General features: G+C 63.2%; 12 protein-coding genes and 1 pseudogene. 4 read left to right on the forward strand and 9 right to left on the reverse strand.

Translation table 11 applies throughout. From position 1 onward, the window contains the following. On the reverse strand, window positions 1–212 hold a 212-nt coding region (locus tag EAH84_RS15005), incomplete at its 3' end, for a transposase (RefSeq protein ID WP_140869304.1). Between the two features lie 85 nt (window positions 213–297). On the opposite strand from EAH84_RS15005, the pseudogene EAH84_RS15010 reads away from it, so the two are divergent. Continuing rightward, window positions 298–567: pseudogene (locus EAH84_RS15010) on the forward strand (transposase domain-containing protein); the annotation flags it as partial. A 377-nt stretch (window positions 568–944) separates the two neighbouring features. On the opposite strand, the gene EAH84_RS15015 reads toward EAH84_RS15010, so the two are convergent. The 7 genes from EAH84_RS15015 to EAH84_RS15045 form a co-directional block, all read right to left on the reverse strand. After that, on the reverse strand, window positions 945–1,451 hold the full coding sequence (locus tag EAH84_RS15015) for a DUF2141 domain-containing protein (protein ID WP_140872793.1): 507 nt from the start codon (window positions 1,449–1,451) through the stop codon (window positions 945–947). Then, the gene (locus EAH84_RS15020) at window positions 1,448–2,377 is read right to left on the reverse strand and encodes a hypothetical protein (RefSeq protein ID WP_140872794.1); all 930 of its coding nucleotides are present in this window, start codon (window positions 2,375–2,377) and stop codon (window positions 1,448–1,450) included. The genes EAH84_RS15015 and EAH84_RS15020 overlap by 4 nt, the downstream gene beginning before the upstream one ends. Continuing rightward, window positions 2,374–3,516: a glycosyltransferase gene (locus EAH84_RS15025; RefSeq protein WP_140872795.1), complete on the reverse strand. Its 1,143-nt coding sequence runs from the start codon at window positions 3,514–3,516 to the stop codon at window positions 2,374–2,376. Before EAH84_RS15025 ends, EAH84_RS15020 begins: the two co-directional genes overlap by 4 nt. Next, on the reverse strand, window positions 3,504–4,292 hold the full coding sequence (locus EAH84_RS15030) for a polysaccharide deacetylase family protein (RefSeq protein WP_241656645.1): 789 nt from the start codon (window positions 4,290–4,292) through the stop codon (window positions 3,504–3,506). The genes EAH84_RS15025 and EAH84_RS15030 overlap by 13 nt, the downstream gene beginning before the upstream one ends. Window positions 4,293–4,346: 54 nt before the next feature. Continuing rightward, window positions 4,347–6,665: a TonB-dependent receptor domain-containing protein gene (locus EAH84_RS15035; RefSeq protein WP_140872796.1), complete on the reverse strand. Its 2,319-nt coding sequence runs from the start codon at window positions 6,663–6,665 to the stop codon at window positions 4,347–4,349. Next, window positions 6,628–7,578 carry a FecR family protein gene (locus EAH84_RS15040; RefSeq protein ID WP_140872797.1) on the reverse strand — a complete coding sequence of 317 codons (951 nt, stop codon included), beginning with the start codon at window positions 7,576–7,578 and terminating at the stop codon, window positions 6,628–6,630. Before EAH84_RS15040 ends, EAH84_RS15035 begins: the two co-directional genes overlap by 38 nt. Window positions 7,579–7,661: 83 nt before the next feature. Continuing rightward, on the reverse strand, window positions 7,662–8,201 hold the full coding sequence (locus tag EAH84_RS15045; protein ID WP_140872798.1) for an RNA polymerase sigma factor: 540 nt from the start codon (window positions 8,199–8,201) through the stop codon (window positions 7,662–7,664). A gap of 104 nt (window positions 8,202–8,305) precedes the next feature. On the opposite strand from EAH84_RS15045, the gene EAH84_RS15050 reads away from it, so the two are divergent. Next, window positions 8,306–9,469: a glycosyltransferase gene (locus tag EAH84_RS15050; protein WP_140872799.1), complete on the forward strand. Its 1,164-nt coding sequence runs from the start codon at window positions 8,306–8,308 to the stop codon at window positions 9,467–9,469. 5 nt (window positions 9,470–9,474) lie between these two features. Here EAH84_RS15050 and EAH84_RS15055 read toward each other — a convergent pair whose 3' ends face one another. Further along, on the reverse strand, window positions 9,475–11,019 hold the full coding sequence (locus tag EAH84_RS15055; protein ID WP_140872800.1) for an ArnT family glycosyltransferase: 1,545 nt from the start codon (window positions 11,017–11,019) through the stop codon (window positions 9,475–9,477). Window positions 11,020–11,326: 307 nt separating this feature from the next. Here EAH84_RS15055 and EAH84_RS15060 point away from each other — a divergent pair, with 307 nt between their 5' ends. Together EAH84_RS15060 and EAH84_RS15065 are read left to right on the forward strand one after the other, a co-directional pair. Continuing rightward, entirely contained in the window at window positions 11,327–12,478 is a 1,152-nt protein-coding gene (locus EAH84_RS15060) for a TonB-dependent receptor plug domain-containing protein (RefSeq protein ID WP_140872801.1), read from the forward strand. A 62-nt stretch (window positions 12,479–12,540) separates the two neighbouring features. Further along, window positions 12,541–12,753, forward strand: a 213-nt coding sequence (locus tag EAH84_RS15065) for a transposase (RefSeq protein WP_140869304.1), incomplete at its 3' end; no start/stop codon positions are given.

Below are 12,753 nucleotides of genomic sequence, written 5' to 3' on the forward strand. Positions count from 1 at the left end.
GTCACGTCGATCGCCGGTTCGCTCGCGGCCGGCTCCGATCCGAATACGTCCGCCGCGCCCTCCAGCAGCCGGGATCGCCACTGGTTGATGAGGTTTGGATGCACGTCATACTGCTGCGCCAACTCGGCCAGCGTCTTCTCACCCTTTACGGCAGCCAGAGCTACCTTGGCCTTAAACGCCGGGCTGTGATTCCGGCGGGGTCGCTTGCTCATCTTGCCTCCTGGGGCGGCCAACATGGCCGCGGTCAGATCGGCAATCCACTTATCCCCGCTGTTCAGATTTCCCGAGCCACCTCTCCGCATCTGCCTGACCAACAACGCCGCAGAACGAGCGCTGCGCGGCATAGCCCTCGGCAGAAAGGCATGGTTGTTCGCCGGTTCGGATCGCGGCGGCGAGCGCGCCGCGTTCATGTACACGCTGATCGGCACCGCCAAGCTCAACGACATCGATCCACAGGCATGGCTCGCCGACGTCCTCGCGCGCATCGCCGACATGCCCCAGAACCGGCTAAACGAACTGTTGCCCTGGAACTGGCGAACACCAACCGCTCTGCTTAAGGCCGCGTAGCAGCGGTACTCACCGAAGGCTTACTCGCGCTTAGCTAGCTTGGACGCCGAACTGTCGAGACTTGCCGAGGTCAAGCAATCGCACACTTAATGCGCAGGGTTCGCCGCAAGTTTCACTTTGAAGGCGTGCCTCGTGGCGTTGGCATTTGCCAGATCTGTGGATAAGCGTCGAAACGGAACCCCATCAGCTTGCAGTATAACTATTTGAAAACGGAAAATAATATGAATTTTTAGGGGGTCCCGATCGGCGCTGATCGGGACCCCTCTAATCCCATATTCTTCTGACTTTCCAAACTGTTACCTTGAGTTTGGTGAGTGTCCCGCTTCGACGCTTATTCAAAATCACAGCGGTGACTGCCGCTATAATAATCTTTCGGGCTACGGTCGGTCTGGTCGCATGGAAAGACCATGCCTGTAGTTTATCACGATGACTGTTGGCGTGATGCCGCTGGTGGCGATGGCCGAAGAGTTCGAAGCTTTGGGCTTGCTCCACCCCAGTTTCGGGTTACTCGCAAATCCTATTCCATCGATCGAGATGTTGAACCGATGATCGCCGTTCCGATCGTGGAGCAGGCTGATCGCATAACGGCCGGGAGAGGGGACACGGACACAGATGCGCACCGGTCCGGTCATTGCGGGTGAAACCTCAACGCGCCGAAAGACCAGCCCCTTTTCCACGAGATGGGTGTCGTCATCGAGAAAATCGGCATCAGTCGAGGGATAGACCTCCAACTTGAGCAAGCCGCTCCGGTCTTTCAGCCCATCAACTTGCACCATGAAAGCAGGCCCCGTTTCACTGGGGCGACAAGCACCTTCCGCTTTCCCCAGATCGCGTTGAGGGACCGCATGCAGTGCGGTGATCGCCACAAGAGCCAGGGGGATCATGCGAAACTCCGGGGGCTGGTGAACACGGGGAGGGCAGTGACAAGCCCGACAACGAGCTGGGTAGCAATGATCAGGCTGCCGATGAGCGCCATTACCAGGACGATTTGCGCCTCCGGCCCGAAGAGGATGGCGACCAATCCTGCGAAGACGACATCCTTTGCAGGCAGCAGTGGCAATCGCGACAGCATCATGCGCAGGGTAACGAGCACGAGTAGCCATCCCACCGCAACATGGGGAAGCATCAGGTGAGCAAGGATCGCCAATGATGCGAGGCAGCCGAGGATCCGTCCGAGGTGCACGGCGAAAACGAACAGCAGGTCGCGCCGCCCCAGCGAGAACAGTCTCCGTCTAATACCGAACAGCACGAGCGATGTCACGGCGATCATTCCAACCGACCAGGCGAAGGTGCGAGCCAGGGGACCGGCAACTGCTTCGGTAAGCAGCGGCCAAATTAGGATCATGAGGATCACGGTCAGGGCATTGCCGGCAACTGCAGATAGAATAGCGACATCCTTAACCGCGCCAAATGGTGAATTGGCCATTTTTAGGTTGCCGCGCGCCCAGAGGTAGAATTGCACATCACCGGAATAGCCGAGCACCAACTCGTTCGCGACCTGCTTACGAAGCAATGCGACGAATCCGGAAAGCGGCAGACGCCATAGCCGACGGAAGATGAGCCATTCGCAAGCCGACGGCAGCGCGTAGAGCAGCCCGAATACCACCCAGAAAGCCGGTCGTCGGGGTGGCGATTCAACGAGGGCGGTTAGCCCCCCTCGACCGAGCTGTAGCCCGACGGCCAACAAGATCGCCCCGGACAGCAGCAGACCCGCCCACTGCTGAACGTCGATTCCGCGCCAGCTGGCGTTCCAGAATGCGACTAGGCGTGGGAACCGATCGGTTTGGTAATCGAAGGTCGCCTCCTTCACGCGGCGTGCTCCACGGCATCGGCCGGACGTGTGGCGATGGGCCGTCGGGCGATGCTCACCATTTGCGTGATCGCGCTGACATAATCGGTCACCACAGCGTCAAGCGTAAACCTTTGCGCCTGTTTGCGGGCGGACGTAACATCGACCGGCTTGGTCGGGGCAGCGGCGAGGGCAGCGGCGAAGGCCAGCGTGTCGTCTTGAACGACCACGGTGCCAAGCCCGCCGTTGGCTAGCACCGATCGCACGCCCGGCCCGCTGTCGGTGGAGACGATCTTCAGTCCCGCCGCGAGCGCTTCGATCAGGACGGCCGGTACGCCCTCGTACCGCGATGATAACAGCAACACGTCGTGATCGCGCATCGCTTCGGCCGCGTTCGGGACGTGCCCCGCAAAATGAACCTGCGCGCTGATTTCGAGGCCCGCGGCTTGTTGTTCAAGTCGCGATCTGAGCGGCCCCTCGCCGATCAGGGTGAGCCGATCGTCGGGGCGGGCAACTTCCGCGTACGCAGCCAGCATCAGTGCGTGGTTCTTCTGGCGCGCCAGACGACCGACCGCGACATAGCGTGTGCCGCGGTCGATCACTCGCAGGGATCGCAGCGGCGGCAGCCGATCGATCGCCGGATCGGGGATCACCGTCCGTTCGACATTCCCCATATGCGTCGCGACATCGGGTAGGATCGCGGTGTCCATAACAACCCACTGGTCGATAAACCGGGCCTGGAGGCGGAGCCAGATCTTCCACATCGCGCGGGCTGGTGCCGGAAGATCGGCGCGCACGAGGTCGTTGCTGATCTTGGCGAGAATCGGGGGGCAGGCGCGCCCTAGAACCAGCTTCATGGCGATCGCAACGATGGTGTAGGTGCTCCCAGCGCAGAACAGCGCGTCGGGCGCGGTCCGGCGGATGTGTCGCGGCAGCATGCGGATCATCCAGAGCGTCTCCCACCAGGCGGTGCCGATGGCGGGTTGATCAGGGGAGGCGTAGCTCAGGTTGGTGGCCAGTTCGGAACGCAGCGCCCCGTCGGTTCGTCCCATGAATAGCGGCGCGTCGATCCCGATATCCCGCCAGCGGGCGACCAGCCGAAGCGCTACGCGTTCGACTCCACCAGGCTCGAAACTGTGCAGAAACGTCAAGATGCGCATGCGAGGTCCCCAGCCAGATCTGCATAGCGGCTGGGTAGATGCGAGCCGCGGAACGAGCGGACGGTACGCGCAATACTGCGCATCACCGAATGCTCGCCGCAATCGCCCGGATGCACTCCCACGCGCATGATCCTCGGAAGCGGTACGTGGCGCGCCAGCGCTGCCACCATTAACGACGACGCCATGCGTCCTTTGGTCCGGGTCGCCCAGGTGATGACGGGCGAACGCGCCAGCGTCCGTCCACCAACGGGCTCCCAAACACGCCAATGATCTTCGGCGATCGCAATCGCTTGGTTCTCCAACGCCGCGCGCGCGCCATCCCCGTACAGCCACGCGGGTGCGACGAAGCCGGCGATCGGGGTACCGGTCACGTCCTCAATCAACCGGCGGCCGCTGGCTATCCTCGCGCTGGCTTCCGCGTGCTCCAGCCCTAGGAATTCGCCTTCCCCTGCGGTCATGTGCTGTGCCTTCAGGCGGGCCGAGCGCGAATTGTGGATCGTGTCATCGCGGTGCGTGAAGCCATGCAGGAATATCTCATGGCCAGCCTCAGCCCATCCGCGTAGCCGCCGGGCGAACGGGGAATCGGGAACGATCGGCGCGCTGCTCCAGAAATCCGGGACGACTAGGAGCGCAAGTGGCGTATCGCCGTCGTGCTGGAGATGGTCGTGCAACATCGCGACTTCGCGGTCGTGGCGCGGCGACACATCGTGGATGGAGAGAAGAAGACGCCGCGGGGTGCCAGCTTCCTTAATCGGGTTAGGCGTCATGACCCTCATGACGCCGCTGCCAAGTGCATCCGCAGTTTGAGGCTGCTGACACCGCAATGGGCTTCAGAAGTGACTGGCAAGGGACAGGTTGATTGTTCGTGGCTGCAACGGCGTATATTGTCGCTCCGTCCTGATCCGGAAGGGGTTGCCGAAAGCGAAGCTGTCGGCCCTGTTATTCGAGAGATTGCTCACCCCAAGGTGAACGCCCAGGCCCTCGACCGTGGTGAAGGCATCGGCGTGAAATATGGCATATCCTCCCATAGCGCGATCAAGCCCCGGGTCGAAACTGAGACGTGAGTGGCCCCTGTACGCCCCCCCGAGAGTGAACGTAATGCGTCGATCAGCGATGGTTACTGTACGGTCGACCTCCAGCTTGGCGCTTAAATCGGGTACGATGGGAAGCCGACGGTCGGCGGGGAGGTCGACCCCTTCCGGCGCCTTCTCCAGTCTGGCTCGTTGGGCAGTTGCCCAGGCGCGAAGCGACCAGTCGCCGGGGCGCCATTCCACCGCGCCTTCAAAACCGACAATAAGTGCATCCCCCGCGTTGCGCGTGCCGACGAGACCATCCTCCAGCAGATAGTCCGACTGCACGTTGAACCAGCTCGATCGAAAACCGCCTCCGGACAGCGACAGCCGCCCACGGTCGAGTGACACTCTGGAACCGACGTCGATGCTTCGGATCTCGTCGGAGTCATAGCGCGCCGTGGTGATATTGGTGGGATCCAGCCCACCCGGCCTGAAGGCGGTGCCGAAGCGGATGTAAACGATGCGGTCTTCTGCAAGCGAATAGGTCAGCGACGCGCTGGGGGTGATGCCGATGCGGGCACGCGCGGTAACTGCCACATCAATCTCCTCTCGGCGTTCGTCGTTGGTGGTGGCGCGGAAGAGACGACCGCCAAGCCCCGCTCGCATCCGGGGAAGGATTTCAAGAGACCCGTCCGCGAACAACGCCGCTTCGGTCGCAGCGCGATGAAGCGCGAAGGAAAAGGGAAGCGCGCGGCGATTCTCATCGCGCAGCGTTCCGACGGCAACGGTGGTCGCCGCAAGGTAGGATGCGCCCGCCGTCCACGCAAAATGGTGGCCTTCCGCCGATTCGACGCGGACTTCCTGATCAAATACGCGGTGCCGACGACTGTCGACATAGGTTCGGCCAGACGCAAAGCCCAATGCGCTCGCCATGGGGGTGAGGTCGTATGTTTCGCTACTGTCTTGCCAGGCATGGCTCGTCGCGAGGGTAAGCCGCTGAGCGCCTATCGGACCGGCAACGGTCGCGCTGACAAGACTAAACTTGGTGGATGAAGGCTCGGGTAAGCGATTCGACCGGGTGAGATCGTCCGCATCGATATCGACATATTGACTGTCGCGAACGTCGATGCGCTGCCGTGTTGCACCGACATCCACGGTCCACCCAGTCGCCGGAATGATACGAAAGGCTGCGCGCGCGCCAAGGATGCGCGTATCGTTGACCTTGTCGGTCGCCGTTGCATTCTTGACCCAGCCGCTTTCCGCATGGACGTAGCCCACAAATCGGAGTGCGGCTCGGGCTGCAAACACCGGAACGTTGATCATGCCGCTTGCGTCCGCTCCGACCCCTCCATCGGCAATTTGCTCGAAACCCATCGTCGCGACGCTGTCGAACGAGCCGGGTACGGGCCGGTTGGTGACGATGCGGTAGACGCCGCCTAAGGCGCCGGTGCCGTAAAGCGGGCCTTGCGGACCCTTGAGGACCTCGACCCGGGCAATATCAACGAGCCGCAAGCCGGGCTCCGGCGCATCGTAGGTAACGCGCGCGTCGTCGATATTCACGCTGACGGTCGATTGGCTGAACCCGTTGAACGGGCTGTCGGCAATTCCTCGAATGAACGGGCGGTCACGCCCCGGGCCGAGGTTGGTGACGCTCAACCCTTCGATTGTGGCGGCAACGTCGTGGATGCCCGTCGAACCTCGCGCTCGGGCGACCGCGCGTGGGACGTAAACCGCTATCGGTGTCGCTATGCGCGAGAGCGCCTCGGGAATCTTGCGTGCCGTAACGATGATATCGGCAAGCGGTCGAATGGAGGGTGCATCACGATCAATAGGGGGTTGCCGCGGGATCAGTCGCCAGATGGTCGGTCCGATGCGCTCCGCGGCGAATGGCGTGGTGGCCAGCATCATCGCCAACGCGTCAGCAACGCTGTGCCGCCCACGCACTGCACTGCTCTCGATGCCACGTGAATGGACTGCAATGCCGATCGATGCGCCGGTCTGCGAGGAGAGAGTTGCCAGCGCATCGGTCAGGTCACCGGCGGGGACGTCGATCCGGAAGCGAGCATCACGCGCCACCGCGGGCGCGGCCGACACGGCGCTAACGACGAACGCGATCGCCCAAATAGATCGTCTCACCCCGCCTCCTGGCTTCGAGTCCCGCAAGCGTCGCGAGAGTGTCAATCATCGCCGCGCTATCGCCCTGCGCCAATACACCCGAAAACGGTCGCTGGGCCACCGCGCTGTCGGCCCGAACCGGCCGCCCGGTCGCGCGAGCCACGTCCGCAATGACCAGGCCCAAGGGCATCGCATCGTAGACCAGCGGACCGTTGCGCCAACCGTCCAACGCCGCGGTGGTCGAGGCGGCCATCGTGATCGTTCCGTCTGCGAGCCCGGTCGCCATCTGACCGGCCCTGACCCGGACTTCGCCATGGTCGGCAGCAACCGCGTGAATCGCTAGTTCGCCTTCCGCAACCCTTACGCGGATGGTTCCAGCGCCGGCAACGACTTCGAAGCGGGTGCCGACATCACGAATAGCATAGCCCGCCGCGCGAACCGTCAGGGTCCGAGCGGGATCATGGCGGACCGCGAAGACCGCGCGGCCAGTCAGCGCGATCCGAGGGGCGTCGTCGTCGTGAACCTTGATTCCGCTCCCCGGCGCCAGAGTGATGCCGGCACCGGCGACCCGCACATCGCGCGAGGTTGCCGTGGCCTGGTAGCTACTAGCTATGCCTGTCGCCCGTGGCTCCGAGGAATCCGGCTGACGAGCCACGACCGTCACCACGCCAACCGCGGCGACGGCACCGCTGGCAAGCAGCAGCGGTCGCCACCATCTCTGCGCTCTGTCGACAGGCGCTATGCTGGACTGAACCTGTCGCAGCCGATCGCGGTGATGGTCGATGTCGAAATCAAGCATCGCCACATCATCGAAGGCACCGCGGTGACGTGGGTCGGCTTCAAGCCAGGCTTCGAACGCCAGCCAGTCCATGTCGTCGGCGCCCTGCCTGACGTGCCAACTGGCCGCTGTTTCCAGAATTACGTCGTCGCTCATCCTCTGCTCGGCCAGCCGTTACCGACGCGCCGTCCCTGTTCGTTCAGATGACGCCGTTCCATGATCATACCGCAGCCCACTGCTCACCGATCGATCATCGCCCGGCGTAGGTGCGCCATTGCGACCGCGAGATGCTTTTCGACGCCACTGCGGCTGATGCCGAGCTGGTGCGCGATGTCTGCATGCGGCACGCCATCGAGCTTATGAAGTCGAAACACGCGACCGGCACCAGGAGGCAGGGTTGCGATTGCAGCAAACAGAGCGGTGGCTTCTTCGCGGTCGACCATCATCGTTTCAGCGTCGGCCCGACGGTCTATCGGCTCGGTCCCCGGCGACGAAGGGTGGTGCAGTCCCACCCATTGCCCTTCTCGCGTGAGCCGTCGTCGCCGCTCGCGAACTTTGTCGAAAGCCAGATTTTGGGCGGCGCGATACAGATATGCTCGGCCATTCGCGACAGGCCCTTCGGCCAGGGCGTGGATACGAAGATAAAGATCCTGAACGACTTCCTCCGCCTCGCCGGGATCGCCAAGCCGGGCGACCAGAAATCGCAACAGGTCGCTGCGCAGATCGCGATACAGCTGCGACAGTCCGGATGTAGTTGTGGCGGGGTCCAGTGCGGTCATGGCTGCTGGTTCTCCCTCGCACGCCCTGCTTTCACAAGGCAAGGCGCCGCGGACTTCCACGGCGGCGGCCTCTGCTGTACGGCCCGGACAAGTGGGAGAGGCCGATGAGAATCGTGGATGTCTGCGCTTTTTACACTCCCCATGGTGGAGGCGTGCGCACGTATATGCATCGCAAGCTCGCGGCAGCGGCTGCCGCGGGGCATGAGATGATCGTTCTAGCACCGGGGGCCGACTACAGTAGTACCACCGTAGAAGGGGGTGTCGTCATCACGATCCCGTCGCCGCGCCTGGCATTGGACCGGCGATATCGCTATTTCGACGACGAAGCCATGCTTCACCGCAAACTCGACGAATGGCGTCCCGATGTCGTCGAGGTGTCATCGCCGTGGTCGAGCGCCGCCATGGTCGCGCGCTGGCGGGGCTCGGCGACGCGGTCGATGGTGATGCATGCCGATCCGTTGTCAGCGTACGCGTATCGGTGGTTCGGTGGTGTGGCGAGTGTGGCGACGATCGATCGCGGCTTCGATCGGTTCTGGCGACACCTCCGCTTTCTGGGGGATGCCATGGATTTCGTCATCTGCGCCAGCGATGACCTGGCCGCCCGCTTGCAGAAGGGGGGACTGACCAAGGTGGCCACCGTTCCGATGGGGGTAGAACCCGGAATGTTCAGCCCGGCGAAACGAGACAAAGCGCTTCGGGAGGAATTGCTCGCGCGATGCGAGCTCACCCCGACGGCGACGCTATTGCTGGGGATCGGTCGCTATTCGTCCGAAAAGCGATGGGGCATGGTCATCGATGCCGCGATTGCGGCGGGCGCGACCGCACCGATCGGGGTTCTACTCGTGGGCGAGGGGCGGACCCGACGGGCATTGGAGGCGCGCGTCGCCGGATCGCCTCATGTGGTCGTCGCGGGACCCGTGCACGACCGCGCGCGACTCGCCGACATCATGGCGAGCGCCGATGCGCTGGTCCACGGCTGCGAGGCGGAAACGTTCTGCATGGTCGGCGCCGAGGCCGCGGCGAGCGGCCTGCCGATCATCGCGCCCGACCGGGGTGGGGCTGCTGATCACGTCCAGGCGTGCTGGGGACGACATTATCGGGCGGGCAGTGCGAGATCGCTCCGCGATGCGATCGCGGCGTTCGTCGCGGCATCGCCGCAACCACGCATTCCCTTATCGGCGATTCCCGTGCGCACCATGGACGATCATTTCGCCGAGCTGTTCGCTACCTACGCCGCCAAGACGATCGGGATGCCGCGGGCGGCCTGAGTCGTTTATCGACCGAGCCGCAGCGCGGCCCGGTCGGGACAGCCGCGTGGTCGCGGCACGCCTTCCGATTTCAGTCGATAGACGAGCCTGACGCGGTGGGGGCCGGTGGGCACACAGGCGGCGAGCGTGTAATCGTCGTCCAGCGCCTGCTGCAGCAGTCGGTGCGTGACCCGATTGCCGCCGCTGAATCGCGGGAAGTCGTCGATGATCGCGATCGGATGAGTCGCCAGGATCCGCGCGACTTCGCTGGTCGGGTCGACCCCGAGCGCTGCGGGATTGGCTTCTTCCGCCGTATTGAGATGGCCGGGAAAGCTCCACCGGGTCGGCAGGCACGAATGCGTCAGCAGGTAGAGCGCGGGATAGCCGTCGTAGACATAGATGCAGCCGCGACCATCAGTGTGCGCGGCGCGCGCCACGGCTTCCGCCTCGCGCCTGCCTCCCTTCCGGCTCTCGCTGGTGGCAAGGACGATCTGCCCTCCGATGAGTCCGACCAGCGCTAGCAACATTCCCGATCTGCGCCAGTTCGGCCCCGCCCCGATCACCGGCGCAATGAGGCACGTGAGGGGGAGGAGAACCGGCAGCGCATAGTGCGGACTGGCGAAGCGACCGTACAGGACGAGGCTGGCGATCGCGGTGAACAGCCAACCAAGCAGGAAAGGGGTGTGCTCGAGGTCTAGGCGCGTCCGGCCGCGCCATCCGATGATGACGAACAGCGCCGGGAGCGCCAGGATACCGAGAATGACGGATATCCCGGCAACCTGAGTGCCGATGGACTGCCCTCCCTGAGCGAATACCGACAAGAAGTTTGCAAAAATAAAGGCCTTTGCGTGACCTGCCGCGGCGTAGCCACCAAACGCCAGCGCTGTCGGCAGCAGCGCGATAGAAACCCAAGCCGCGATCGATGTGGCAAGGGTGCTGCCGCGCTCACCCCTGCGCCACGCCCGGACGATGAGCCAGCACCCGAAATAGATACCCTCGGGGATCACGCTGTACTTGATTTGAATGGCCAGGCCGACGATCGCCATGGCCCATACGCCGGTGCGGCGCGGACTGGCCTGGCGGGAACTGGCGATGATGATCGCAGCGGCGGCAACCATGGGCAAATTGTAGAGGACGGGCGACTGCCCGCCTTCACCCTCCATGAAGTTGAGCCACGCGATGTACAGCACGGCGGCGAGCACCGAGGGGAGTGCACCGGCGTTTCTACGCCCGATCGCATAGATAAGAAACGCCGTCGCCGCGACGAATGCCAACGCGACCAGCTTATATTGCAACAAGGGGTTCGCGCCAAGCGCGCTGGACGCGGCGTAGATGAGAAATAACCCGACCGGTTTGCGGTCGAATATATCGACGAAAGGGAGTGCGCCCTGCCGTAGCCGATCACCCACCACAGCATAGAATTGCTCGTCGAAGCCGATCACCGGATTTCCGAAGGTCTGAGCGCGCGCGATGCAGGCAACCAGGATCAATAGCGAGACGATAAACCATCGTTCACCGATCCCTGGATTATCAGCCCCGGTTCCTGTGTGGCGCGTGGGTATACCGATCATAGCCAAGTAGTGCGTTTATTGGGTCTAAGCAGTAGATCATCATAGCCGCGGGACGTATACCGCATCGGCGTGACCGCTGTATTTTTGGCGTTCATCATCGGAATGGGCAAAATCCTTTAATCACGGACCAAGAATACGCCAGTATCAGACCATATACCGTGCTGGCCGACAGAATCTTTGAAGGCGCTGCGATTGGATGAACCGAAAATGAAATAACAAAGTCGGTGCGCGTCACCGAAGAGTCACCGGCAATACGCGCCGCGCGGCTAGCGGAACCCTCAAGGAATCGTGCCGAAAGGGGATTTCCATGTTCTACTTTCCGGGCGTTCGCGCCAGCTTTTTTGCGAGCGGCGCCCTGAGTGCGCTGGCCGCCGCGACACCCGCATTCGCACAAGTCGGCCCACAGACGATCGTTGCCGCCGATAGCGCCGCGCAAGGGCCTGCCGAGGCTCCGCCCGCTCCCGATCAGAACCGCCTCGCCGACATCGTCGTCACCGCGACCCGGCGGACGACCGATCTGCAGAAGACGCCGATCGCGATCGACGTGGTCGGCGCCAAGGACATCCAGCAGCGCCATGTTCAGAGCCTGCTCGATCTCGGCGACGGATCGGTGCCGTCGCTACGCGTCGCCACCTTTGAGGCACGCCAGTCGGCGCTCACCGTCGGCATTCGCGGCATCGTGCCGTTCGATCAGAACCAGACCGCGCGCGATTCGGGCGTCGGCGTTTACATCGACGGCATCTACCTCGCACGGTCGCAGGGGCTCAACGCGGCGCTGTTCGATGTCGAGCGGATCGAAGTGCTGAAGGGGCCGCAGGGCACGTTGTTCGGACGTAACACCGAAGGAGGTGCGGTCAGCATCGTGACCGCGCAGCCAACCGGCGTGTTCGGTGGTCGGGTTATCGCCGGAATTGGCAATTACGGCAGCCATACGATCCAGGGCCACGTCAACCTGCCCGATTTCGCGCACATCGCAATCAAGCTCGATGGCGTCCAGCAATGTCAGGGCGCAACGGTCAAGGATCCGCTCGCAGGCCAGACCGGCTGGAATTCTTATAACCGCGAAGGCGGCCACATTACCGCGAAATGGTCCCCGGTCGATCGCTTCAGCGCGGCCGTTACCTACGACAAGGCGAAGGATGAGAACACGCCGAACTTCAGTCAGTTGATATCGTACAACCCGCTCGGCAAGACCGTGGGCCAGTATGACGCGACGACGCTGAAGCTGGTCGCGCCTGGCAGCCCGGCGGGGACGAACACGATCTGCAAGACCTGCATCGCGCCGTTGTCGCCGCTGATTCAGCCAACCGGAGGCAACCGCCAGTCGAGTGCGGTCGTCGGGGTGCCGCAACAGCCGAGCGTCGATCGCGCCGAAGGCGCGTCGGCTACGCTGAAATACACGGTTTCACCAGCGCTCGAGCTGCGCTCGATCTCTGCAGAGGTGGCTCGGGAAATCTGAACAGCGGGGATAAGTGGATTGCCGATCTGACCGCGGCCATGTTGGCCGCCCCAGGAGGCAAGATGAGCAAGCGACCCCGCCGGAATCACAGCCCGGCGTTTAAGGCCAAGGTAGCTCTGGCTGCCGTAAAGGGTGAGAAGACGCTGGCCGAGTTGGCGCAGCAGTATGACGTGCATCCAAACCTCATCAACCAGTGGCGATCCCGGCTGCTGGAGGGCGCGGCGGACGTATTCGGATCGGAGCCGGCCGCGAGCGAACCGGCGATCGACGTGACT

This window comes from Sphingomonas oligophenolica, assembly GCF_006438955.1.
GTDB classification, from domain to species: domain Bacteria; phylum Pseudomonadota; class Alphaproteobacteria; order Sphingomonadales; family Sphingomonadaceae; genus Sphingomonas; species Sphingomonas oligophenolica_A.